Genomic DNA, 25,118 nt, shown 5'->3' with positions numbered 1-25,118 from the left:
GATCAGCATGGTTTTAAAAGTAAAAATGGGGGATATTGGCGTTGCTAAAAACCCTGAATCGATTGAAACTCTGTTAGGCTCATGTGTTGCAATCATACTTTACGATAGGGGCAAAAAAATTGGTGGCGTTGCGCACGTAATGCTTCCAAAATCCAGAAATTCATCAGAAAAAAATCCTGGAAAGTATGCAAATACTGCAATCCCCGAATTAATCAATAGAATGGCTAAACTTGGCGCTAGAAAAGATAAATTAACCACCAAACTTGCAGGTGGCGCTGCAATGTTTAAATGTAATTCAAATACGATAGATGTTGGCAAAAAAAATATTGAAGCTTCGAGGCAAGAAGTCAAAAAAATGGGTTTAAGAATAGCCTCTGAAGATCTTGGTGGCTACACAGGCCGAACTATAACATTATCACTTAAAGACGGCAGTGTTTTAGTTAGAACTGGCAGTGAACTCAAAACTATATAATTATACGGTGATAGATATGAAAATGCAAAAACCTTATGTGCCATTATTAATTACGGCAATTTTATCCTCGGCAATCATTTTTGTCAGTTTTTATGCATTAATAGCGGCTTCATCTTTTAATTTAAATATATTATTCGTAGTGTTTATTGTTTCAATTGTAATTTCTACAGCAATTGGATATGTAATTCTTAAAAAAACATATCTTGACAATGTAACAAATTTTTTAAATTCTTCTTCAAAAATAATTGGGAAAGAATACAAACATTGCGATGAAGAAATGGTTGAAACAGTAATTTCTAACTTTGAAAAGTTAAAAAAAGACGAAAATTTTTTAAAAACTTACAAAAAAGATGTTGCAAATACATTTTCAGAACTCCACACAATATTTAAAAGTTTAGAACAGGGAGATTTCACAATAAGGGCAGACACAAATAGAAAGTATAATGCGTTACAAGTAACAACAAACAATGCAATAGTAAATGTCTCAACAATGGTAAACGACCTTAAAAAACAGATTGAATATTTAAATGCTGAACTTTTAAAAGCAAAAGAAGATCTTGTAAGGGCTGAAGAAACTTCAGAACAGGTTGCGGATGCAGCAAGTCAGGTTGCAACTGCGGCAGCTGACCAATCTGCAAAATTACAGGATGTATCTGACCAGCTTGAAGCTACATCAGAAATTACTTCGGCAGTTACCGATGCAGCAGATGATACAGTTACTGCAGCATTTGAAATTGAAGAAAACTCTGAAATGGGAGTTAAAAAAGTTGAAAATGCAATTGAAACAATGCAGAGTATCACCAATGTTATCGAAAACCTTGGAAAAGCAATTCAGGAACTTGGAAATGAATCCAAAAAAATTAATGAAGTTACAGTTTTAATTAAAGACGTTGCAGAACAAACTGGACTTTTAGCACTAAATGCATCAATTGAAGCTGCTCGTGCAGGGGATGCAGGAAAAGGATTTGCAGTTGTTGCAAGTGAAATTAAATCTTTAGCAGAAGAAATCAAAAAGTCAGTTGAAGATATTAACAGGACAATTAACGGCGTAAACAGAAAAGTTGAAGCTACGATTGATCTAGGGATTTCTGGAAAAGACGAAGTTGATAAAGGAGTTATCGCAATTGACGAAGTTAACGGTGCTTTCTTAAAAATAAAAGAAAGTGTAGAAACCACATCTGAAAAAATAAATTCAATAAAAATTAATGCTGAAAAAGCCGCGAACAACGTAGAAAATGCTCTTAAAAATGCACAGGATATTGCATCAATTTCGGAAGAGTTTGCAGCAACTGCAGAGGAATTAACTGCATCTGCAGAAGAACAGAGCAGAATTATGAATGAAATTGACGATTCAATTGAAGAAATAACTAAATCATCTGAACAAATCTCAAAAGATGTAAGTAAATTTAAAACAGAATAATTATTTTTTTAAAAAAGTAATTTTTTAATTTATTTTTAATTTTTGATAAATTCTTTCCCTGTGGTTTGAAGGTTTAAAAGCATTTCTTGAATCCCCGTGAAGCATTTCAGTTTTTCCTAAAACCAAATATCCACCATCATTTAAAGCTTCGTGGAATTTCATAAATAATTTTTCCTGAATATCTTTTTCAAAATAGATTATAACGTTTCTACAAAGAACCATATTCATGTCTTTCATGGGCCCTTCCTTAATAAGATCGTGTTTTTTAAACTGAACCATTCTTTTTATTTCTTTTTTAATCTGGTACTCTTTATCATTTAATTTATCAAAATATTTATCGATAACATCCTGATCCATATTTTTAAATTGTTTTGAAATGTAGGTTCCTTCTTTTGCCCTTTCTAATATCTCTTTGTCAAGGTCCGTTGCAGTAATCATTACTCTTAAAAATTTTTGGTTGTGTTTTTCCATTAATTCTTTTATCATAACTGCTAAACCATACGGTTCTTCCCCTGAAGAACAGCCTGCACTCCAGATTCGAATACTTCTAATGGTTCTATCAGTTACCATCTTTTCAAAGACGTTTCTAAGTTCATTATAAACTGTCCTGTCTCTCCAAAATTCCGTTACATTTACAGTAAGCGTATTTTCAAGTTTTTCATATTCTGAAGGATTTTTTGTTAGATATTCGTAATATTCTTTAAAATCTTTACATTTGCAAAGCCTCATTCTAACTGAAACACGCCTTAAAATGTAAGTATCCTTGTACTGGTCCACCTGTATTTTTAATTTTGTGCCAATATCACGTTTAATCCTTTTAAAATACATATCATCCATCAAAATCACCAGCATAAGATCTGAAAAAATAAAAAGTCGTGTAAGAATAAAACTTAAAAAAATTTATTAATTATAATTTATCGAGGTTTTCAAGCTTTTCAGGGTCTATCATTATAAAAATATTAATTTTTATGGGGAATCTTCTAATAATATCTATTTTATTATCAAAAACCAGCATATTATCAATTCCTTTATCTGCCATTTCCAAAACTAAAGATTCAACAATATTAAATCCACTGTCTTTTGTAAATTCGGGAGTTGTTATATTTATTTCGCTACCAAGTGCGTTTGCAAATACATTTAAAAATGAAGCTAAAACTACGTTTGCAACCTCATTTAATACAGATTCTTCAATTTCTTCGTAATCAGGAAGTTCTGTTTTATTAACGAGCCCATCCCATACAAGATCGAGTAATAAAAGCTTTTCTAACTTTACAGAATCTTCTTCGTTTATCATAAGAACCGATGTTCCAGAAAGAATGCCATCAAAGTTTATTTTTACAACTTTGCATGTTTCATCACTGAACTGTTCTGGAATGTACTCAACAGGTACAAAACTAAGCCCTGTAAAATGAATATCTGTAGATTCACAGGTAAGTCCTGTAAACGCACTGGCAGTGTTTTCTGCCGCATCTTTTCCAATATCAACCAATTTATTTATTGTTTCGATTACTCCCAAAGTAACACCGTGAAAGCCCTTTAATTTAATTTTTCAAATAATTTATCTGTAGATTCTGGATCCATTACAATAAATACATTAAATCCTGAGCCTATTCCTTTAGAAAATAACTCTGAATTAAATGTAAACAGCGTATCATTAGATCCTATTTCGTGATTTTTTAATTCATATTCTACTAAGTTACTCAACTGCCCCGTGGAAAATTCTGGGGGTGTCATGTTAAGAGATGTATTCATGAAATTTGCAATTGTATCAACAAACGCAGAAATTAAAAGATTACAGGTTTCGTTTATTGCAGAAACTCTCATTTCACAAAAAGTCTCATTAGAATCTCCCTCCATACCCATTCCAAGAAGCATTGAATCAGCCATGCTTTTTGCGGATTCTTCCGAAAAGATTAAAACTCCAGTTCCTGCAATATCGCCGTTAAAGTCTATTTTTGTAAAAACGCTATTTTCAGGGCTAGATACCATATTCATCAAATCTTGTGCGGAATTGAGTTCTATTTTGAAAATTTTAACTTCAACACAGTCGCCACTCATTTCCTGAACAAAATTTGCAGCTTTTTCTGCGGCAGCTTTTCCTATATCTTCAAAAGCTTTTACATCTTTCAAATCATAGTTATTTTTAACAACCATTGTTTCCACACCTGCTTCTTCATCCACAATAATCTCAAGAAGTTTCTTCCATTCGTTTTCGGAAAACTTCATGGTAAAACCTCTCGATTAAGGAAACAATTTGTTAAACTGTTCTAAAATTTTTGGTGCCTGAAATGGTTTTACAATATATCCATCTGCACCTGCATTTACAGCATCAATCATTTTTTGCTCTTGATCTACGGATGTACACATTACTATCTTGATTTCAGGGGTTTTTTCCTTTATTGCTTTTGTAGCAGTTATTCCATCAGTTTCAGGCATTACAATATCCATACTGATTAAATCAGGCTGTAACTCTTCAGCCATTTTAATTGCTTCTGCTCCATTAGCTGCTTCACCAATTACCACGTATTTATTTGTTGTTGATAAAATTCGCTTTAAAATGTTCCTCATAAATGCAGAATCATCTACAATCATTGTTTTTACAATACTTGCCATTAATACACCTCGATAAATAAAAACAAGTTTAAAGTTATTTTTAGAATACTACTATTTGTATTTTTTATGTAGGTAGCTTGTAACTTAGAAATTTGTAATAATAAAGTTTGTAACTGCTCTTCCTTTTTCGGTTAAATCTGTTTCTTTCCTAATTCTAACAAGATCCAAAAATCCTTGATCAATCAATTTTTCAAGAACTTTTTCGACTTCATCGATATCCATTCCCATCATACCTGGAAGTTCAAGAGACGTGATTCCAGTATATATCGCAGTTAATATTTCCTGTTCTTCTGGCGCTAACTGTTCAACCTCGTTTTTGAGTTTATCTCCACTCCAACTCTCAACAGCCATTTCAGAATCAAGATCATCTTCTGATTTTGGAAGTAAACTTTTAATGGTGTTGTGATATTTTGTTAATTTGGAAATGTACCTTAAAACATATAGCAGTTTCGTTGAAGGGATGTGAATATATGAATTTACTGTTTCTCCGCCCCTCAACTGCTTTATTTCAAGCACTTCTTTATCTTCTTCGTCAATTTTCTTAGTTTCAAGTGAAACTGATTCAATATTATTAAATAAATCATAAACTTTTGGTTTATCTCCGGAAGTTACTGCAACTGCGAGCACCATTTCTTCGATAACAGAAACTCCTTTTTTTACGGGTTTTTTAGCAAATACCAAACATCCATCTTCCCATTCTGAAGATATATCTACAGAACCGCCAACAATTCTTGCATACTGTAGTTTTATTTCTTTTTTATTCAATAACTGTTGGAATAATTTTTTTAAGAATGCATTTATCGTAGTTTCCCCATAAATGGAAGCTTCAGGTGCAAAACCTATACTAAATTTATCTTCATCAGGAGGATTTAATTTAAAAGAGCCGTAAACTGAAATATCGTCCAGGTTGTTTTTTGCAATTTCGAGAGCTTTTCTTGGAAGTTCAAATCCCATATCATCTATTTGGTCAAAACTTGCCTCAATTACCTTATTTTCAAAAATAAATTCTATAGAATCTTCATAAAGCTGCATTTGAAAGTTTTTCCATTTAGTGAATGGATCTCTTAACGTATAAGGAGTTACAATTACCCCTTTGCCCTTAAATGTTGCTATAATTTTAGATTTGGCCACAATAACACCTTTTGTAAATTAAAAATTAAAATTATTCACAAGTTCGTACAAACAAGATTATTATATTGCCATTTATGATTAAAAATGTTTAGCCTTGATATTATAATTATATATTTTAATTTAAAAATTAAATAAACCATATTTGTTTGATATTTAGTCTTAAAACAATTATGCTACTTTTACGTTAGTAGCAGTTCCTATTTAGCTTGAAATACCTTATTATAGTAGTTTTTTAAATAATTTAATAGCACTCAATAAAAAATAATGGGAGTATTATGATTTCAGTCGCTACTGCAGAATGCTTTACTCACGGAAAAATTGGAACTAAAATACACAAAATTGCCTGCGGATATAAAGAATTTGAAAAAGATTCAAATTATGATATGATTCACGGGAATGTATATGTAATGGCTTCAATGTTTTTACCCTCGAAAAAAGGAATCGAATCACTTTTAGAGGTTAAACTACCAGAGCCTGATTATGTTTTTAAATATTCGAAAGCATATAATCAGGAAAATGATATATTAGTAGCTAAATTAGTTGCAAAAGCACTCAAAAACAAATTAAATTGTAATATTGCAATTTCGAGTACCGCAGGAATTGGACTTGGTGCAGTTTGCATACTAACAGATTACAGTGATTATGTTTTTTCGTCAGATGTTTATGGAGATCTACTAAAAGGACAGAACATAACAAAAAGACAGGAAAATGGAATAGAAAAAGCATATGATACGTTTATTGATATTTTAAAAAAAGAATACAATTTAAAGTGATAATCTTGATAGACTCTAAAACAAAACTAGTCGGACTTATTGGACATCCTATAGATCATTCATTTTCACCAATAATGCACAACGCTGCAATAAAAGACCTTAAAATAAATTACAGGTACTTTGCATTTGACGTTTCAGAAAAAAATTTAAAAGACGTTGTAACAGGTGCAAAAGCACTTAATTTTAGGGGTTTTAACGTTACAATCCCCCATAAAGTAAATATCATGAAATATCTTGATGAAATTGATTGTGATGCAGAGGTCATTGGGGCAGTCAATACTGTAAAAATTGAAAACGGAAAAGCAATAGGATATAACACTGACGGAATTGGTGTAAAAAAAGCACTTGAAGAAAAAACTGGCATTTTAATCAATAAAAACATTTTAATTATAGGCTCAGGAGGTGCCTCAAGAGCTGTTTCTTTCGAACTTGCAAAGGATAATAATTTAACAATCGTAAATAGAAATATTGAAAAAGCAGAAAATCTTTCAAAAGAAATTTCTAAAAAATTGAAAAAGGAAAATCCCCTAAATTACGGAGGCCTTGATATTAACATTGAAAATTTTGACATAATAATAAATACAACGCCTGTTGGAATGTATCCAAATACTGAAGTAGATCCAGTTATTCCATTACATAACATTAAAAAAGATGCTGTTGTAATGGACTTGATATACAACCCCCTTGAACCTGTTTTTTTAAAAGAAGCGAAAAAATATGGCGCAAAAACCATTAATGGCATTGGAATGTTGGTATACCAGGGTGCAGTTTCCTTTGAGATATGGACAGGAATAAAACCAGACATATTCGTGATGAAGAAAAGTATTATTTCAAAAATTTAAAAAATCGTGGGAAAAAATGATAAAAGAAAGAGTAAAAATGGACGTAATCGGCCTTGAAATTCCATTAATCAGTGGAAATGAAGATTATACGTTAGCAGAGCTTATTTCCACATACCCTCTTGAAGATAAAGATGTAATAGTTATTGCAGAAACTGTTGTTTCGAAAATTGAAAAGAATGTGATTTTAAAAAATGAAATAACCCCATCCAATGAAGCTATGGAATTATCCAAAAAACTTGGGAAAGAACCAGAAGTAGTTCAGGTAATTTTAGACGAATCAAACGAAATCGTAAAATTAGGACCTAATTTTATAATAACTGAAACTAAACACGGATTTGTTTGTGCAAACAGTGGAGTTGATGAAAGCAACACATCAAAAGGAATAAAACCACTGCCTAAAAATCCAGATAAAAGCGCAGAAGAAATTAGAATGGGACTTGAAAAAATTACTGGAAAAAAAGTTGGCGTAATTATTAACGACAGTATGGGCCGACCTTTTAGAAAAGGTTCATGCGGTATTGCAATCGGAATTAGTGGAGTTTGCGGACTTTGGGATAGAAAAGGGGAAAAAGACTTATTTGGAAGGGAATTAAAAACAACAGAGGTTGGAATTGCAGATGAACTTGCAGCAACTGCTTCTGCTGTTATGGGGCAGTCTAATGAGGGAATTCCCCTTGTAATTATTAGAAATGCGCCTGTTCCATTTACGAATGGAACTGGAAAAGAATTAATCAGAAAAAAAGAAGAAGATGTATTCAGATAACTGAATATTTTTAATTTAATTATTTATCCATACTTTTTTAATTTTTTATTTAATTACCCAATAAGTGAAAAATATGGGGTAAATGCAATAATTACAATCAAAAATACCATTCTTGATATTTCAGCGGTTGCTCCAAAAATATCTCCGGTAACACAGCCCAATTTATTATTGCATTTCCATGCGATAAACATTCCTAAAAATACCGCTAAAATAGAGCATAGTACCCCAATTTTTGGTATTTGGAGCAGTATTGAAACACCTAATGAAAATATCAAACCCGTTAAAAGGTGGTATTCGTTTGATTTTTTTGCAAAAAATCTGCCCGTTCCATCATTTGCAGGAATTCCACAGCATGCACATGATAAAAGCCCGAGTCTTGAACAGGTTTCAATTATTATAATATATTTTAAAAATAATGTGAAAGTGCTTGTTTCAAAAAGATATGCAAATGAAAATAAAGAAAGCAGTTCAACAAAAAATACAAATACAAAACCGCCTATTCCCATGTAAACGTCTTTCATAACTTCTAATTTTTTTCTAGCGTTTCCAGTTACCATCCAGGAATCCCCGTAATCTGCAAGTCCGTCAAGATGGTGAAATCCCTGAATATATAAAAGTGTAAACAAAACAGCAGTTCCGATTATGTTTCCAGAGGTAAATCCTAAATAATTCAATATATATGCAGTAAAAACTCCAAAAAGTGAAATTAACGTTCCAACAAGAGGCATGAACATGAAATATTTTGCAATACCTTCAAAGTCGCTTTTTGATCTTCCAACAGGAATTCGAGTCATGAAAAGTACTAATCCTTTTAATTCATCTATCATATTATCCCGTAAAAATTAAATAAGTGTTTTAATTATTTTTGAAAGTTCAGATATATTTTTTATAGAATAGTCACTTATGTCATCCGGAATTTCCGAATATTTTCCCTGTAATATTCTAACTGTGGTCATTCCAACGTTTTTTGCAGGAACCATATCCTTGTCAGCCCTATCCCCAACGTAAACTACTTCTTCGGGTTTTAAATTAATTTTTTTGAGTCCATAATTAAAAAATTCAATATTTGGTTTTCCAAGCCCGTATTCTTCGGAAGTTATAACTTCATCAAAAAACGGGTGAATGCCAAGCCTTATTAATTTTTCCCACTGCTTTATGGTAATTCCGTCGGTCAATATTCCCAAACTTAAACCAATGCTACGCAAATCCATTAATGTATTCATGGTATCTGAATAAGGCCTAAGTAAAGCAAATTTAACGTTGTGATAAGTAATAATTCCCATGGTGATTATTTTTGGATCATATGTTCCATTAACTGCCTTTACAAGGTCATTAAAGTGCCCGCCGTAGTTTGAACCCTTTTGTTCGATAATCTTATTCAGTATTTTTAAAGCATCTTCTTCCGTAGAATTTAAACCTGCATCAATCATCGCCCTTAAAGCTTCTTTTCGTGCACGGCTTGCAAAACTCGAAGAATTGTAAAGCGTATCGTCAAGGTCAAAAAGCACTCCTTTAATCATGTTTTCACCAGTAACATATAACTTATAAATTTGCTTTTTTAACCTTTTCTTCAACCATTTTAAATATTCCAACGAAATCCTGGTCCATTTCAACAGGAACCACAATTAAACCAAGTTCCTGGTGTCTTTTTACCCAATCTTCATCATATGCCGGAACATCTATTTTTATTGGCTCAGCTGTAGGATTTCCAACTACAACGTTCCTGTGCGGGAATTCTTTTACACCATCTTCATTATAAATTTCAACGGATTCTCTTATGTATCCTCCAAGAGACATCGTTAATTTTGGGAGCAGTAACATCTTTGGCAATATATCACCTTTCGTTTTATAAGATTATTATAAGAACTCATTAATATATCACCTTTCGTTTTATAAGATTATTATAAGAACTCATTAATATATGCACACGTTTAAAATCTATCCAAGCCAGTTTTCATTTATCGGTTCGTCGGGTTTTTGGTTGTTTGCTCTTGTTTTATTGGTCCATCTCCAACCGCCTTTTACCCAATCTTCACTTTTTTCATGAATTTTGGCGTGGCTTTTCAGGAAACTTTCCCATTTCTCCCAGAGTTTTGGATAACTCAGTTTTACTAACTCAATTTCTCCAATTTCCATTGCAGGACATATGAAACATCCAACCCTATCAAAACACTGCTCGTACAATACATTGTAAGGAGCTTTATGTTTTAAAATATAAATCCAAACATGCATTGCAGTCCAGTTTAATATTGGTGCTGACAACATCTGTTTTTTAATTGTTGGGCTATTCCATATTCTCGGTTTTTTTGAACGATTTATCGATTCATATTTTCTAAGGCCTACGAATGATAAACATCCTTTTTCGTATTTTTCATCGATGAGCTTTCCAAGAGGAGATACCTTACATACTTCACTACACCATCGATTATCTCTCCCAGGGGGCCCATATTCTTCTAATTTTTCCCAGAAATCACCAGATTTGGTTTTTAAAATTTCAAGGTTGTATGTATCTGCAATTTTTTCAATATTTTCTAAAGTTTCGTTAAATTCAATTCCTGTATCATTGAATAATACATCAAATTCAATCTGCTCATCCGTATTTTTAAACGCTTCAAGTGCTAAAAGAAGTACTGCAAGGCTATCTTTTCCACCAGAATAAGCAACTGAAGCAGGCTTTCCAATTTTTACAACAGTATTTCTCATAAACCCGATAGAATTACGTTCAACTTTCTGCATGGCGTCTTTATTTGCGCAAATCATTTTTTCAATTGCTTCGTCAAATTCGCCAACTTCATGCAGAATTTCAGAATTTTTTGGAAGTTCGGACTTTCTTACCTTTGCAACCATTCCCTTTTCAGAATTTACAATTTCTTCATAGTCCATTCTGGCCCGACCAACACCCAAAACATCCATTTCATTAAAATCAGTGCTTGAATCGGCTTTTTCAATTAAAATGATTACATCGTCATCTTTAGTTATATCTTCGGATGCATAATCAACACCTGGCCTTAAAACAGATGCTCCTTTATTTAAAATAAATTTTGGAACATCTTCTTTTACTACAAGTAATTTTTTCTTACAACCTGCGATGATAAGCCTTCTAGCCCCTTCTATTGTTGGAATTATCTTCCATTCGTGTTTTTTCTCGTTAAAATTTAAAATTCCAAAAATTATTCCATCAACAATAATTTCTTGAAAATATTCAATTCCTGGAGCCTTGTTTACCAAAACTAGTTTATTTTTAAACAAATTTTCTTCTACTCCAAATTGTAAATTTATTGTTTTATTTATTAACTCCAAATCACCTTTAAATGCAGGTCTTGCATCTCCAGGAGGCGTTACTTTAACATCAACTGTTTCAGAATCACAAATTGCACATTTGGTATCAAGCACAGGAAGGTTACAGTTTTTACACCATTTTAAATGAATTTTTCCTAAAATAGTCTTCAATATATCACCGTTAATTAAAATAAATTAATTTTAAAATTATTCGGGGGTTGATTTTAATTAAATTATCATTGTAAGTCCAACAAACATGAGGATGATGCCGAAAAATTTTTTTAAAAGGCTGGCATTTATGCTGTTTGAGAGTTTAGCCCCATATCTTGAAAATATGATGCTCATAACACCTATCGACAAAGCAGATGTCAATGATACGTAGCCTATAAAGTTTAAATAATTATACGCTTGCGGTATTGTAACGGGGTTTGTGAAATATCCCAAAGCTCCACTCAATGAAATTATTACCATCATTCCAAGAGAAGTGCCTATGCTTTTTTTTATCGGCGTTTTTAAAAATATCGTTAAAATTGGAATTGCAATAGTTCCACCGCCAATTCCAAACATGCTTGATAAAATTCCTATCAAAAATCCGCAAAATATAACTGGCAGATATTTAATTTCCTGGCTTTTTTCCACCTTCGGGTCAGATTTACTGAGCGCCATATTTAAAGAAAGGATTATTAACATGATGCCGAATAAAATTCGGTGAAGATCACCGCTTAGGTACTTTGTAACGATTTGGACCCCTACAAAAGTTCCCATGATTCCCGAAAACCCGAGCAATAACGAGTACTTCCAAATTATGTTTCCAAATTTTGAATGTGAATAAGCACTGTTTAGCGAAGTTAAAAAAATAACTGAAAGACTTGTTCCAACGGCCATTGCAACGACATAGTCGTTAGATATCCCTAGATTTTGGAATATATAAATTAATATTGGAACCATCAGGAAACCGCCACCAAGCCCCAAAGCACCAGTCGTAAAACCAACAATACATCCAACAACCAATAAAAGTAAATAGATTAAAAAAATCTCCATAAATACACACAAACTATACTTTTAATTCCTTACAGCACCATCTTCTAACAATTTCTTTCAAAATATCATAAGAACTGTGAAATGGGCATTTTACATAATCTTCGACTTTTAATATCTCAGGATATAGTGAATGTTCTGCAAGCTGTGCTTTTAATTCATTAATCTGATATGTGGTTTGATCAGGACCCAAAACTATAACATCAGGCCTGATTTCTAAAATCGGTTCAAGTTTATTAGTTAAGCTACCCAAAACTGCACGGTCAACAGGTTTTAATGCTTCTATCATTATTTTTCGCTGTTTTTCTGGAATTACTGGACTTCTACCTTTAATTTTTTTTACGGTTTCATCCCTTGCAATAATTACAACAAGTTCATCCGCGTGTTTTTTCGCAAAATTAAGCGTGTTAAAGTGTCCAGGGTGTAGTAAATCAAACGTACCTGCAGTTACTGCTATTTTCTTTTCCATTATATCACTTTGTATTTATTAGCTATTTTAGGTTTATAATACTATCTTTGCCATTTTTTACCCTGAATATTGCATCAAATGTGCCCATTATCAAAGGACCTAATGCAAAACCCGTGATTCCTAAAGCAAGCGGGCCCATTAAAAATGCAACGAGTGCAAAAGCGGGATGAATACTGCTTTCATGGTTTACAAGCCTTGGCCGTATTACAAAATCGGGTGCAAGGGATAAGAAAAGTACGCCAAACCCAAAAAGTAATATTGCTTTTGAATACATTCCAACTGCAATATAATAAACGGATAATGGCATGTATATGGTCCAACCTCCAACAATTGGAAGCAATGTTAAAATACCACTCAATGCTCCAAGCGTAACTGGATTTGGAAGGCCTATCGCCCAGAAACCTGCAATTGAAATTAATCCAACAGTAAATGCAGTTAGTGCATTTACGACAAAAAGATTTTTGTAAGCTTCATGAAGTTTTCGAATAAACAGTTCAGTTTGAACATGGTAAACTTCGGGAACATGGGGCATTACTGCTTCTTTAAATCTATATCCATCTTTTAAGAAATAATATGTCAAAAATACCGTAACTAATCCTTTTATCAATAATAGCGGGATTCCATAGATTTGGCCTGCCATTTTATTAAGTGTCGGCTTTAAAAAATTCCAGATTTCTGACAGTATTGAAGATAAATCCTCTTTTGCGATATTTTGTAAACCTATATAATTTATAAACTGTAATGTATAATCAACAAAACCTGCATAGTCCAAACTGTTTAAAAATTCAAAAATATCGGTTAATATTAAAAATACGAGTATTATTGCAGGAACTGTTATCATTAAAATACAGAGTATTGCACCAAGTGTTCTTCCAGTATATTTTTTCAATGCGCTGAAAAAAGGCTCGGTCATGTAGGCAAACGCGCATGCAAATGCGATAGTATCTAAAAATGGAAAGGCAATAATTAAAACTGATAGAAACGATATTAATACAAAAATTCGCATTAAAAATCTATATTCATTTTCTTTCATAAAATCCCCATTATCAATAAATAAAAACAAATATAGGATTAAACCCCAATTAATTGTAATTATTTATTAATTTGTCAGGGTGTTATATATGAACATTTTGATTGACGGATCAAGACAAAATTATGAAGAAATTGAAGGATCAGAATTTCCTATTTCTTTTGGAATTAATTTACACAACATGCAGGAAACATGGAAATACGATGCATTTGATGAAAAAAATATTTTCTGCTTTGGAAAAGGAGTTTTACCAATCATTGGAGGTCACCGGCTAATTTTTTCATTTAGATCTCCATTATGGGATGGATTTCACTTCTCTGCAATGGGCGGTGCTGGATATACATTTAAAGATACGGGAATTCAAAACGTTGCAATTACTGGAAAATGTGAAGTTCCAACTGTAATTGTACTTAATGGGGAAGAAGATAAATTAAAAATAGAATTTATGCCATTTACAGAAGAAATAACTGATATTTATGAATTTAACGATAAAATAATCGACTTATTTAAGGAAAAAAATTACAGGGCATTTTTAGTCGGACCTGCTTCAAAAACTACAAATATGGGTGGAATTTATTCGCAAACCATAAGAAATGGAAAAATTGTCGAAGGCTCCGAAGATTGGGCTGCAAGAGGGGGAGGCGGTTCAGTTTTATATCAAGCCCATAATGTTTTGGGAGTTGTATTTTTTGGCAAAAAAACCCCTGAAAAAAATCTTAAAGAGATTGTTGAAGAACACTACAATAAACCATATACAAAAGTCGTTTTAGAACATACTGAAAAATACAGGTACAGTGAAGAGAAAAAAACCGGCGGAACCTTTGGGAATAACTACCACGTTACAATGGAATTAACACCGGTTTTTAACTGGAGAATGCCGTTTATTGATAAAAATAAAAGAATGAAACTTCACAAAAAAATAATTGAATATTTTGTAAACCGTTTTGATAAAGAAGCAATTGAAACTAAAAACTGGACCAACTGTGGAGAACCCTGTCCTGTTGTTTGTAAAAAATACAGAAAAGGGCTTCATGTAGATTACGAGCCCTATGAAGCAAACGGACCATGTATCGGTGTTTTTGATATTTATGCAGCAGACAAAGTGGTCCACACAGTAGATAAACTCGGGTTTGATGCAATCGAATTTGGAAATTTGTGTTCTTGGACTTTTGAACTATTAAATAACGGAATGTTAAAACCAGAAGAAGTTGGAATTGAAAAACCAGTATTTGACATTTCAAACTTCGAAGAAGATGACGACATATTAAAAAATTCAATGCATAATGCACAGCAAGCCGTAAAACTTGCAGAAATTATTGCTTTTCAAACAAACGAATTTGGAAAAATCTGTAAATCTGGAACTAGGCGTGCTGGAAAAATACTTGATGAAAAATATCCTGACAGAGTTAATGATAAAAAATTCGAAGACTTTGGAGTTTATGATTCTTTTGGAGAACAGGGCCAGATTTCACCAACAATGTACTGGGCAATTGGAAATTTCATGCCATACTTAATTCAGGGAAAATATTTAACACACTACCAGTGCGGGGTTTTTTTAGAACCTGAAGAACTTGCAGAACTGAGTGTTAAAAATTCAATTGAAGAAATTACACTTGAAAATCTTGGAATATGTAGATTCCATAGAAAATGGATAACCCCAATAATTGACAAACTTGTAAAAGAAGTCAGTGACGTTAATTTAAATGAAGAATCTATGGAATTATTCAAAAAAATTGCAAAATACGATTCAAATATCGGTTGTCCAGAAATGGAAAGTGAAAGAGTAAAAGAATTAATAATTGCAGGTGCTTTTGAATTTGAAAATGAAAAATGGTCAAAAGAATTTGAAAACGGAAATTTCAATGAATATATAAAAAGAGTTCTTGAAAAATACAGTGAATTGTTAGAAATTGACTGGAAATTAAAAGAATAAATTTTTTCCGAATTCTTTAATTTTTAGTACTTTTTAAATTTTTAAAACTTAAAAAAATAGAAAAATAAAAAAGTTATCCATCAATTTTTTTCTTAAGTATTTCAACAACAGTTCCAGGTTCTGCTCTTCCGCGGGTTAATTTCATAACCTGACCAACAACAGAGTTTAATGCTCGTTGATTTCCAGATTTATAGTCTTCAACTGCTTTTTCACTGTTTTTAATAGCTTCTTCACAGGCTTTTTCAAGTTCGCTTGTGTCTTCAATAACAGTTAAACCCATTTCTGTAATTAATTCTTTTGGAGTTTTTTCTCCTTTATGTTCAACCATCTGTTCAATGATAGTTTTACCGATTTTCTGGCTGATTGTTTTATCTTTAATCGAATTAATTAATTCAACCATGTGTTCTGGTTTTAAATTCGTTTCAAAGAATTCTATTTTGTTGTAAACTAAAACTCTCTTCAATTCATTCCTAATCCATGTAACTGCGAGCGAAATTCCATTCTTGTCGTTTCCAAGTTCTGCTACGACTTTTTCGAAAACATCTGCAAGTTCTAAATCCGAAACTAAAACTTTTGCATCGTCTTCTTTTATTCCGTACTGCTCAACAAACCTTTTTTCCTTGTTCATTGGAGTTTCTGGCATCTGGGCTTCAACTTTTTCAACCCAGTTGTTGTTTAAAACAATAGGCTGTAAATCAGGATCTGGAATGTACCTGTAATCGTCCGCAGTTTCTTTACTTCTCATTCCTTTTGTAATCATTTGACTTTCCATGAAAGCCCTTGTTTCCATTTTAATTTCTCCGCCCCTTCGAAGAACGTTTTTCTGTCTTATCAACTCGTATTTTAAAACTTTGTAAACGCCCCTTATAGAATTTACGTTTTTAACTTCGACCCGATTTCCCTGAATTCCGTTGTATTTAATAGATATGTTGGTGTCAGCTCTCATAGTACCTTCGCCCCTTAAGTGGCCGATGTACCTGAATAATCTCATTAACTGCCTTAAAAATTCTCTCGCTTCTTCAGGGCTTTTCATATCAGGGTCAGTTACGATTTCAATTAATGGAGTTCCGCTCCTGTTGTAGTCAACAGTTCCAAGATCTGGCTTATACTGTCCAGGATCTTCTTCGAGGTGAACTTCAGTAATTCCAACACCTAAAAATGTTCCGTGTTCTCCAATCGGAACAGATGTTTTTTGGTACCCGCTTGGTAAATCCGGGTAGTTGTAATGTTTTCTCTGGAAATAGATGTCTTTATCGATAACCATTTCACAATCCAACATTTTTGCAACCATTATTGCAACATCTATTGCCTTTTTGTTTGGAGGCATGGGTTTTGCACCAGGGTGTCCAATACATACCGGACAGATGTTCGTGTTTGGTTCAACGTCCTTATAATTTGTAGGGCACTGGCAGAATAGTTTAGAATTTGTATCTACCTGCACGTGAATTTCAAGACCGCATTTCATTGATAGATCTTCGCTCATTTTATTCACCCAAATAATAAAAATAAATTATATTAACATGATCTAACATGCCGAGATTTTAAGAATAAACTTCATTTCAAACCTAGATAAATATACTTTACTTTCTTTTTAAATTTAACTATAAAAAGATTTTTTAAGAGATATTTATCCAATCTAAAAAATAAAGAGTCAAAATCAAATTTTTAAAGTATTCTTTCTATTGGAACAACCAGAATATCCCTTGCCCCGAGCTTTTCGAGGTTGCTAACTGTTTCAAATACCTTATTTTCATCGATTACTGCATTAATTGCAAGCATATCACAGTTTGAAAGAATTTCTGATACTGTTGGACCGCCCATTCCTGGAATTACTGAAGTAATTTCTGAAACCTTGTCTTTTGGGGCGTTCATCATTATCAGCCTTTTACTCTGTGCATACATTACACTCTTAATTCCTGAAAGAACCTGATTTATTTTTGCACTTTTTTCTGGGTCTTTCATACTTTTTTTGTTTGCAACGAGTCTTGTTGTTGATGAAACAACGTTTTCTATTTCTTTTAACCTGTTTAATTGAAGCGTTGTCCCTGTTGATGTTAAATCACAAATAAGGTCAGAAACGCCGATAAAAGGAGCGATTTCAGTTGCACCACTTAATTCAATAATTTCTAAATTAAGCCCCTTTTTTTCTAAATACCTTTTCGTAAGGCCTGGAAACTCTGTTGCGATTTTCATTCCGTCTTTTACATCCTCAATTGAGTTTACATCTGAATTTTCAGGAGCTGCAAGTACGAGCCTTGCATTTCCAAATTTAAAATCCAAAAGCATTTCAAGTTCTTCTTCGGTATCCCGCTCAAGCATTAAGTCATATCCAGTAACTCCAACGTCAGCAACACCATCTCGCACAAATTCAGGAATATCTTTCGCCCTTGCAAACATTACTTTTATTTCTGGATCAACAGTATTTGCAAAAAGGCTTCTTCCATGTACACTTATTTTTAAACCTGATTTCTCCAAAATTTCGTTTACAGGTTTTGAAATTCTCCCCTTGTTTGGCAGTGCAAGTAAAATCAAAATATCACCCATGAATTATGAAAATTAAAAAATTAAACCAAATAATATCAATTAATCTTAAATTTAGGTACGTTTTTTTGCATAAATATGTTTGCTACAAAAAGGATTATATTTACAGGTATAAGAACATAATATATATTTTAGGTAATAATTTCTGTGATTAGCTATCGTTATTCTTTTTTAATTAAATTTTTAAATTGGAAATAGAACCAAAATTCTGAAAACTATATATAATATGATGATTTAACTTAAACCCATAATAAATTTAAAAGGGGGAACCAATGCACAAAGAACAACTAATGGAACTCCACCAATTTTTCGTGCACGTTTTCAAAGAAATGATCCCAGAGGGCACAGACTGTGTTTATTTGAAAACTTACGAAGAACTAGATGTAAAGCCCCATCATATCCACAAACTCAAAACAGAACAAAGAGCCGCTATTTTCTTACTTGCTGCATGCCTTGCAGAAGGGTTATCTCAAAGAGACGATTCAATCCCAGAAAATCTTTCAAAAAGATTGTCTGAAAACGCTTTTAAATACATAAACATGCAATCTGAGAAATATCAAAATTTAAAGAAGGTCAAAAATTCGATTGATGTTCAATGTAAACACGAAAACGTAAAAAACACGGTTTAATCTGTTTTTAAATATATTACATAGTTATTTTTTAAATTTTATTTTCAGGTGGATATTTTGAAAAAATTAAATGCTGATGATTATATTGATATTTTAAACGATGTTTTAAAGGATATCTGTCCAACAGACTCGGAAAAAGAAGAATTAAAAATATTTTCGGATAAAATAATCTCTAAAATCAAAGATATTTCAAAATATCCTGTCTTAGATATAATTCAAGTTGGATCAACTGCAAGAGATGCAAATTTAAAAAATGATCACGACATTGACATATTTTTAAGGTTTGAAAAAGAAACCGATAGAGATATGCTAAAAGAATTGGGCCTGAAACTTGGAAAAGATGTAATTAATTATTTTAATGGAAAATCATGGATAGAATATGCAGAACACCCGTATGTTTCTGGAGAAATTGGAAAATTTAATTTAGATATCGTTCCTTGCTATGATATTGAAAATTGCGAAAAAATAATTTCTGCCGTTGACAGGACTCCACTTCATAACGAATTTTTGTTGAATGCATACGAAAATAATGATTTATCAAATGATATCCGTCTTTTGAAAAAATTTTTAAAAGGTCTTGGAATATATGGATCAGACCTAAAAACTGCGGGATTTTCAGGATATCTCTGCGAACTTTTAATATTGAAATACGGGGGATTTTTAAACCTTTTATCTGCCGTACAAACGTGGAAACCAAAACATTCAATAGTTTTAAATGAAATTTACGAAATGTATGATTTAAAAAAAGATCATGATTTTTTAAAATTTAATGATTCTCTGGTAGTTTACGACCCTGTTGATCTAAATAGAAACGTTGCCGCAGCATTGAATGAAGAAAACTTATGTAAATTTATATTTTATTCAAAAATGTTTTTGAAAAAACCTTCAAAAGAATTTTTCTACGGGTTTTATAAAAAAACTACTGATTTGTTAAACCAGCGAAAAAGGGGTTATTTAATAACATTGGAAATTTCAAGACCTGAAAATGTTGTTGAAGATGTAATCTACCCACAAATGGAAAAAATACAAAAAAGTATTAATAAATTAGTCAAAGAACATGATTTTGAATATTTAAGGTACCAAAATTTTGCAGATGATGATACCTGTTATTTATCTTGGGAATTTTTAATTCATGAGCTTCCAGATGTAAAATTAAGAATTGGGCCTCCAGTATACAGTGAACAAGGAGTATTAAATTTTATAACGCATAACGAACATTATTTTGTTAAAGAATGCAATGTTTGCGCATACAAAACCAGAAAATATAAAAACATACAAATACTATTCGAAGATATTGTTAATGGGAAATTAAAGAACATTATAACCTATCCTAAGTACGTATGTCCAGAAAATGCGAAAATACGGTTAGGTACTTTTATAGAAAGGAAATAATTTCGGGAGAATATGGATAGCAGTGTCTTGATTAAAGAATGCAATGATTTTTTAGATTGTTTATCAAATTTTGGGAAAAAATTAAAAGATTTTGACCCCAAAAAAGAAGATAGTGTAAACGCCATATCTGAAACTCTCGAAAATAATTTAAAAATTTTGGAAAATTTTAGAGAAAAAATGGAACTTCAGGGATTTGATACACCCTACATCGGTGTTGGCCGGTTGAAAGGTGGGGAAGACGATGATATTTACGAAATAATTAATTATTCGTCATACCTAAGAAGAATGGTCGATGAAAAAAAAGGCGCACTTGAAAGAGTAAAATACGCAATAGTTTCTCACAAAATTGCTATTGGAAATATTCAAGAAGATATGGGAAACAAAAAAATACTCGCACATTTATCCTATGATGGATCATACAAAGAATTACTTTCTAAAATTCCTCCTTTTTTTATAAAATCCTACAAAAGGATATTAAGCGTATTTGAAACTGAAGGAAAAGGTATTTTAAGTTCAATTACGCTTTCACTAGTTATTTTGGAAAACGGGAAAAGAAAATTTAAAAGAATAAAAATTGAAGAAGAAGATTACGAAAGATACATTAAAAAAACCTTTGGCGATGCAATAATCACTTCGATTAAAAAAAATTATTCAAAAAATAAACTTTTAAACGACCAGTACGTTAAAAAAATACTTTCATTAGCTTATTTAAGTGCATGTTCTGACGAAATTATTGAAAAAATTGATGAAAAGCTAAAAGAAACACTTTCAGATGAAGAAAGATGTATTGTTAAAAAATACCGAATGATATGCAGTGATTTTAAAGGAAATGATTGTGAAAGCGGAGTAATCGATGTACGTGCAATGGAAGAAATTAAACTTCGAAAAATGAACCTAAAGAATGATTTAGAAGATAGGGGGCTTTATAAAAATGGAAAACCCCTGAAAAAACTTAAAGAATCGCTTGAAATGGAAGATGAAATCCTTGAAAATATTTCATTAGATATTCCTTTAAAAATCCTTTCAAAGGACTTATTAATGTATTATTTAAAAAAATCGGCCGATGAAAGAACCAGATCAAACCAGTTCCCATCAATACTTGTTACGCCCTCCCCTGCACATTTAAACTGGCTAGTTGTAGAAAATATCGAACCAAAAAAAATACTTGATTTGAAATTTTTACTTGAAAAAGAACTTCCAAAATACGACATACCAATAAAAAATCTGGGCGGTGTTTCAATCTACCTACTTTATGACTGGGATGTTGTAGAATCTTTTGAATTTGAAAAAACGGAAATTGAAGAGATATTAAAATTAATGGCTGCAATAAATGATGTTAAAGAATTACTAAAAGATAAAATAGATATTAAAAAGTTCGAAAAGTACAGTAAAATCAAAAAAGATAAAACTAAAAACTTCTTAAACGCTCTTGGAAAACTTTAAGGTCAGAACAATGATAAACCCAATTTATTTAATTTTAGCAGATTTTTTTGACAGGTACATCGGAGAACCGCCTGAAAAAGTCCACCCTGTTGTATTCATCGGAAAATTAATCAGCTTTTTTGAAAATGTCTTCAAATCATCCAATTCAGTAAATAAAAGTAGAGATCTGATTTTTGGCTTTTTAAATGTAGCTTTAGTTTTAGGAATTGTATTTTTCATGGCTTATGAAATAGAACAGGTTATAAACTCGATTTCAAATTCCTACATTAAAATATCTCTTTATTCAATAATCCTTTCGTTTTCAATTGGGCACAAATCATTGATTGAATTTTCAAAATCCCCGATAAAATTTATCGTGAATAACGACCTTGAAAGCGCGAAAAAGTCTGTCCAGTGTATTGTAAGTAGGAATACAAGTGAACTAGATAAAAAACATATTTTGTCAGCCTCAATTGAAAGTGCGTCAGAAAACATTACGGACAGTATTATTGCACCGCTAATTTATGCGGCAATTTTTGGACTTCCTGGAGCTTTTTTATATCGAGCGGTTAACACGTTTGATGCAATGATAGGTTACAAATCGGAAAAATATCTATATTATGGAAAAACTGCCGCATATTTGGATGATATTTTAAATTTTATTCCCTCAAGAATTGCAGGAATGCTTTTAATTATATCTGCGCCATTTTACGGCGGAAATGTAAAATCTGCACTTTTAGGATATTTTAATGAAGGAAGCAAAACCCCTTCACCAAATTCGGGATACACAATGGCAACGCTTGCAAATTCATTACATATGGAACTTGAAAAAATTGGATATTATAAACTTGGAAAAGGAGAAATTACTGTTGAAAAAGCGCTAAATTCGTTAAAAGCAGTTGATTATTCAGTTTTACTTTTTTTAATAATTTATATGATGTTGTTTATGTAAATTGAAATTTTAAATAATCTTTTAATTTTTAATTTTAAAAATAACTGTTTTAAAAAAGCATTAATATTTAAAAAAAGTTATAATCAGACAAATTATTTGCTGATAACTCTTGTGATTTTGTATCTGTCCATTGCTTCAAAGTATTCTACTTCTACACCGCTGTCGATACCTTCAACATCAGTAGGCATTGGTAATTCTAATGTTTCGTAGGTTTCCAAGTCCATGATTTGAACGTGGTCGCCCATAAGAGCTAAAACTTGTCCTTTTCTTTTGTCGATGAGTGGTACATCGATTCTTGAGCTTGCTGGTCCTACGTGTTCTTTTTTAACTGGTTCAAAGATACCCATTGCAGTTAATCTTACTTTTGCACCACCGTGTTTTCCAGGTTTTGAGTGTGCTGTGTCCATAACTCTGCATGCAATACCGTCAATAACAACGTACTGTCCTACTTTAAGAGCTCCCAATTCGGAAGGTTTTGTTCCTGCCATAATATCACCATTTTAAGCTTGTAGTGTTTGAAATTATATAGCAATTATCTCAAATGCTATATAAGCTAGTTAGTCCTGAAAAAAGGCTTTCGAATAATATATTTTTATTATATATATAATTTTTTAGCATTTTAGTTCAAATTTACTCATATTTTGACATATACCCTCGTGGAGTAATCATCATACCGTCGATAATTTTTGTATTGCTGTTTCCAATAACGAGAGTTGTACTCATATCGATATACTGCATAAATTCATCTAAATTATTAACCAGATTGTTTATCGTAGTTATTTTATATTCAGAATCGTTTCTTCCGGCATTTTTAACAATTCCAACAATATAGTCGATATTTCGGTCTTTAGAATAGTTCGAGATTATTTCAACAGTTTTCAAAAACGGTTCTTTTCTTTTTTTACCCAATGGATTATAAATTGCAAGAACCATGTCGCTTTCTACTGCGCAATTTATTCTTTTTAAAATAGTTTCTAAAGGTGTTAAAAGGTTGCTCAAACTAACAACCGCAAAATCGTGGTTTAACGGTGCACCAAGTATGGATGAACAGACACTTGCGGAGGTTAGTCCACTTAAAACCTTTATTGTAACGTTGTGTAAATTCTTTTCATTTAATTCATATGCAAGAGATGCAAGACCATATATTGTGGCGTCCCCGTTTGAAACAAGTGCCACATCTTTATTTTCAGCTTCATTAAGGGCATATTCAACCCTTTCTAATTCTTTAGTCATACCGCTTACGTAGATTTCTTTATCAAATCTTTCAACATATTTTTTGTATCCTGTGTAGCATACAATTAAATCAGTAGAATTTAGCGCATTTTCGGCTTCTTTTGTAAAATAATCCTCATTTCCAGGACCGATACCAACAACATATAACATTTTATCACAGAATCAGTTAAAATACAATTATAATTTTTAAAAACAGTTTAGTTAACAATATATTAATAAATGGTAGCTGTGTCAGATAGTGCTGATGTCTTCATCCCAAAATCATGAAAATCACGAATTTAGTCAGCGGGGGTAACTGTCATCATACAACGTTATTAGGACAATAAAAAACCCAATACTTGCTACCATTGTTACCCAAATACTATTAACATGGAATATACTCTGAACATTTATATAATTAATCTTGATTTAAAAAATTCAAAATGAAAAAAAGAAAAATTACAATTCAATTAAATCGTATTTCATTGCAGCCTTTAAAAAGATCCCATTGCTCGTTTTAAGTATATTTGTATGCGGAACTAGGTAAGCAGTAACCATTGTCCACATGCTTTCTTCTTTTAAATCCTGCCTAACGTCACTTAGCCGGTATCTAAGATTTCCTTCATTATTTATCCATACTGAAAATTTTAAATAATTTTTAGGCGATAGATCCGAAATATCCCTATTTTTATATCGTTTTAAAACATCTACCGTGTTTTTTTCTTCGTAACTTAAATCCATCGATTCTATTTCTTTTTCTATAAGCCTAAAGACCAGCATGCTGTGTATCGTGAGTTTTGTATAAGTGTAAGGATCAATGTTGTATCCTTTTTTTTCAAATTCATTATATTTTACAAAATACTTCAATAGGGGTGATGAAATATTTTTTGCAGTTGAATAACATTCCTCAAATACTGCCTTTTGATCTTCCATGCTTCTTTCCTCGTATTTAAATTTCCAAATAATCCAACATACTTAGTACTTTTAATAGATGTTATACTTAGTATTTTAGATATTTATATCTAATTTTTATATTAATTATGTTATAAAAGCGAAATAAATCGTATTATACGAAAAAATTTATTGATTAGTTTATATATTAATTTTAGATCATATTCTTATGGGAACTAATTATTTATACTATAATAAATTAGTATATAATTAGGTCAGAAATCCGATTATTTAAAAATACTGGTTTTTCGACCTT

General features: G+C 31.8%; 27 protein-coding genes. 10 read left to right on the top strand and 17 right to left on the bottom strand.

Annotated features, from left to right (window positions below):
- The first annotated feature begins 7 nt into the window (after positions 1 to 7).
- Positions 8 to 472 carry a chemotaxis protein CheD gene (locus MMJJ_RS00320; RefSeq protein ID WP_104837166.1) on the top strand — a complete coding sequence of 155 codons (465 nt, stop codon included), beginning with the start codon at positions 8 to 10 and terminating at the stop codon, positions 470 to 472.
- Positions 473 to 488: 16 nt separating this feature from the next.
- Positions 489 to 1,892: a methyl-accepting chemotaxis protein gene (locus MMJJ_RS00315; RefSeq protein ID WP_104837165.1), complete on the top strand. Its 1,404-nt coding sequence runs from the start codon at positions 489 to 491 to the stop codon at positions 1,890 to 1,892.
- Between the two features lie 24 nt (positions 1,893 to 1,916).
- On the opposite strand, the gene MMJJ_RS00310 is transcribed toward MMJJ_RS00315, so the two are convergent.
- The 5 genes from MMJJ_RS00310 to MMJJ_RS00290 form a co-directional block, all read right to left on the bottom strand.
- Entirely contained in the window at positions 1,917 to 2,729 is an 813-nt protein-coding gene (locus MMJJ_RS00310; protein ID WP_104837164.1) for a CheR family methyltransferase, read from the bottom strand.
- Between the two features lie 70 nt (positions 2,730 to 2,799).
- Positions 2,800 to 3,408 (bottom strand): chemotaxis protein CheC, encoded by a 609-nt coding sequence (locus MMJJ_RS00305; protein ID WP_104837163.1) that lies wholly within the window; start codon positions 3,406 to 3,408, stop codon positions 2,800 to 2,802.
- A gap of 20 nt (positions 3,409 to 3,428) precedes the next feature.
- On the bottom strand, positions 3,429 to 4,118 hold the full coding sequence (locus MMJJ_RS00300) for a chemotaxis protein CheC (protein ID WP_104837162.1): 690 nt from the start codon (positions 4,116 to 4,118) through the stop codon (positions 3,429 to 3,431).
- 15 nt (positions 4,119 to 4,133) lie between these two features.
- Positions 4,134 to 4,505, bottom strand: coding sequence for a response regulator (locus MMJJ_RS00295; protein ID WP_104837161.1), 372 nt, complete (start codon positions 4,503 to 4,505; stop codon positions 4,134 to 4,136).
- A gap of 84 nt (positions 4,506 to 4,589) precedes the next feature.
- Positions 4,590 to 5,636, bottom strand: coding sequence for a CheF family chemotaxis protein (locus MMJJ_RS00290; protein WP_104837160.1), 1,047 nt, complete (start codon positions 5,634 to 5,636; stop codon positions 4,590 to 4,592).
- 275 nt (positions 5,637 to 5,911) lie between these two features.
- On the opposite strand from MMJJ_RS00290, the gene MMJJ_RS00285 reads away from it, so the two are divergent.
- From MMJJ_RS00285 to MMJJ_RS00275, 3 genes are read left to right on the top strand one after another with little or no spacing between them, the layout of a single operon-like run.
- Entirely contained in the window at positions 5,912 to 6,409 is a 498-nt protein-coding gene (locus MMJJ_RS00285) for a UPF0254 family protein (RefSeq protein WP_104837159.1), read from the top strand.
- Between the two features lie 5 nt (positions 6,410 to 6,414).
- Complete coding sequence (gene aroE, locus MMJJ_RS00280) at positions 6,415 to 7,251, top strand: shikimate dehydrogenase (RefSeq protein ID WP_104837158.1); 837 nt, start codon at positions 6,415 to 6,417, stop codon at positions 7,249 to 7,251.
- Between the two features lie 16 nt (positions 7,252 to 7,267).
- A complete protein-coding gene (locus MMJJ_RS00275; protein WP_104837157.1) occupies positions 7,268 to 8,014 on the top strand; it encodes a coenzyme F420-0:L-glutamate ligase in 747 nt (248 codons plus the stop codon).
- 53 nt (positions 8,015 to 8,067) lie between these two features.
- Here the strand turns inward: MMJJ_RS00275 and cobS are convergent, their stop codons facing one another.
- The 7 genes from cobS to MMJJ_RS00240 all read right to left on the bottom strand — a co-directional run bounded on the left by cobS (position 8,068) and on the right by MMJJ_RS00240 (position 13,833).
- Positions 8,068 to 8,841: an adenosylcobinamide-GDP ribazoletransferase gene (gene cobS / locus MMJJ_RS00270; protein WP_011170882.1), complete on the bottom strand. Its 774-nt coding sequence runs from the start codon at positions 8,839 to 8,841 to the stop codon at positions 8,068 to 8,070.
- Between the two features lie 15 nt (positions 8,842 to 8,856).
- Entirely contained in the window at positions 8,857 to 9,534 is a 678-nt protein-coding gene (locus MMJJ_RS00265) for a TIGR02253 family HAD-type hydrolase (RefSeq protein ID WP_104837156.1), read from the bottom strand.
- 22 nt (positions 9,535 to 9,556) lie between these two features.
- Positions 9,557 to 9,844: an energy-converting hydrogenase B subunit EhbP gene (gene ehbP / locus MMJJ_RS00260; protein WP_104837155.1), complete on the bottom strand. Its 288-nt coding sequence runs from the start codon at positions 9,842 to 9,844 to the stop codon at positions 9,557 to 9,559.
- Positions 9,845 to 9,952: 108 nt separating this feature from the next.
- Positions 9,953 to 11,464, bottom strand: coding sequence for a phosphoadenosine phosphosulfate reductase domain-containing protein (locus tag MMJJ_RS00255; RefSeq protein ID WP_104837154.1), 1,512 nt, complete (start codon positions 11,462 to 11,464; stop codon positions 9,953 to 9,955).
- Positions 11,465 to 11,521: 57 nt separating this feature from the next.
- Positions 11,522 to 12,334, bottom strand: coding sequence for a sulfite exporter TauE/SafE family protein (locus MMJJ_RS00250; protein WP_104837153.1), 813 nt, complete (start codon positions 12,332 to 12,334; stop codon positions 11,522 to 11,524).
- A gap of 13 nt (positions 12,335 to 12,347) precedes the next feature.
- Entirely contained in the window at positions 12,348 to 12,800 is a 453-nt protein-coding gene (locus MMJJ_RS00245) for an adenylyltransferase/cytidyltransferase family protein (RefSeq protein WP_104837152.1), read from the bottom strand.
- 22 nt (positions 12,801 to 12,822) lie between these two features.
- Positions 12,823 to 13,833 carry an AI-2E family transporter gene (locus MMJJ_RS00240; RefSeq protein ID WP_104837151.1) on the bottom strand — a complete coding sequence of 337 codons (1,011 nt, stop codon included), beginning with the start codon at positions 13,831 to 13,833 and terminating at the stop codon, positions 12,823 to 12,825.
- Positions 13,834 to 13,921: 88 nt separating this feature from the next.
- On the opposite strand from MMJJ_RS00240, the gene MMJJ_RS00235 reads away from it, so the two are divergent.
- Positions 13,922 to 15,763, top strand: a complete 1,842-nt coding sequence (locus tag MMJJ_RS00235) for an aldehyde ferredoxin oxidoreductase C-terminal domain-containing protein (RefSeq protein WP_104837150.1) — start codon at positions 13,922 to 13,924, stop codon at positions 15,761 to 15,763.
- 73 nt (positions 15,764 to 15,836) lie between these two features.
- Here the strand turns inward: MMJJ_RS00235 and gatB are convergent, their stop codons facing one another.
- Together gatB and hisG are read right to left on the bottom strand one after the other, a co-directional pair.
- Positions 15,837 to 17,246 carry an Asp-tRNA(Asn)/Glu-tRNA(Gln) amidotransferase subunit GatB gene (gatB, locus tag MMJJ_RS00230; RefSeq protein ID WP_104837149.1) on the bottom strand — a complete coding sequence of 470 codons (1,410 nt, stop codon included), beginning with the start codon at positions 17,244 to 17,246 and terminating at the stop codon, positions 15,837 to 15,839.
- 182 nt (positions 17,247 to 17,428) lie between these two features.
- A complete protein-coding gene (gene hisG / locus MMJJ_RS00225; protein WP_104837148.1) occupies positions 17,429 to 18,295 on the bottom strand; it encodes an ATP phosphoribosyltransferase in 867 nt (288 codons plus the stop codon).
- Positions 18,296 to 18,576: 281 nt separating this feature from the next.
- Here hisG and MMJJ_RS00220 point away from each other — a divergent pair, with 281 nt between their 5' ends.
- Genes MMJJ_RS00220 through cbiB form a run of 4 tightly spaced genes read left to right on the top strand, consistent with a single transcriptional unit; the run spans position 18,577 to position 22,699 of the window.
- Positions 18,577 to 18,933 carry a UPF0058 family protein gene (locus MMJJ_RS00220; RefSeq protein ID WP_011170892.1) on the top strand — a complete coding sequence of 119 codons (357 nt, stop codon included), beginning with the start codon at positions 18,577 to 18,579 and terminating at the stop codon, positions 18,931 to 18,933.
- 57 nt (positions 18,934 to 18,990) lie between these two features.
- Positions 18,991 to 20,325 (top strand): CCA tRNA nucleotidyltransferase, encoded by a 1,335-nt coding sequence (cca, locus tag MMJJ_RS00215; protein ID WP_104837147.1) that lies wholly within the window; start codon positions 18,991 to 18,993, stop codon positions 20,323 to 20,325.
- 12 nt (positions 20,326 to 20,337) lie between these two features.
- Complete coding sequence (locus MMJJ_RS00210) at positions 20,338 to 21,768, top strand: DUF530 family protein (RefSeq protein WP_104837146.1); 1,431 nt, start codon at positions 20,338 to 20,340, stop codon at positions 21,766 to 21,768.
- A gap of 10 nt (positions 21,769 to 21,778) precedes the next feature.
- Positions 21,779 to 22,699, top strand: coding sequence for an adenosylcobinamide-phosphate synthase CbiB (gene cbiB, locus MMJJ_RS00205; RefSeq protein ID WP_104837145.1), 921 nt, complete (start codon positions 21,779 to 21,781; stop codon positions 22,697 to 22,699).
- Positions 22,700 to 22,791: 92 nt separating this feature from the next.
- Here the strand turns inward: cbiB and MMJJ_RS00200 are convergent, their stop codons facing one another.
- The 3 genes from MMJJ_RS00200 to MMJJ_RS00190 form a co-directional block, all read right to left on the bottom strand.
- Positions 22,792 to 23,187, bottom strand: coding sequence for a translation initiation factor IF-5A (locus tag MMJJ_RS00200; protein WP_104837144.1), 396 nt, complete (start codon positions 23,185 to 23,187; stop codon positions 22,792 to 22,794).
- A 142-nt stretch (positions 23,188 to 23,329) separates the two neighbouring features.
- On the bottom strand, positions 23,330 to 24,082 hold the full coding sequence (gene cobJ / locus MMJJ_RS00195) for a precorrin-3B C(17)-methyltransferase (RefSeq protein ID WP_011170897.1): 753 nt from the start codon (positions 24,080 to 24,082) through the stop codon (positions 23,330 to 23,332).
- Positions 24,083 to 24,370: 288 nt separating this feature from the next.
- Positions 24,371 to 24,844, bottom strand: a complete 474-nt coding sequence (locus MMJJ_RS00190) for a hypothetical protein (protein WP_011170898.1) — start codon at positions 24,842 to 24,844, stop codon at positions 24,371 to 24,373.
- Between the last annotated feature and the right edge of the window lie 274 nt (positions 24,845 to 25,118).

This window comes from Methanococcus maripaludis (assembly GCF_002945325.1).
GTDB classification, from domain to species: domain Archaea; phylum AGJL01; class Methanococci; order Methanococcales; family Methanococcaceae; genus Methanococcus; species Methanococcus maripaludis.
The sequence above is the reverse complement of the archived record's forward strand: the minus strand, read 5'-3'. Positions and strand labels throughout refer to the sequence as shown.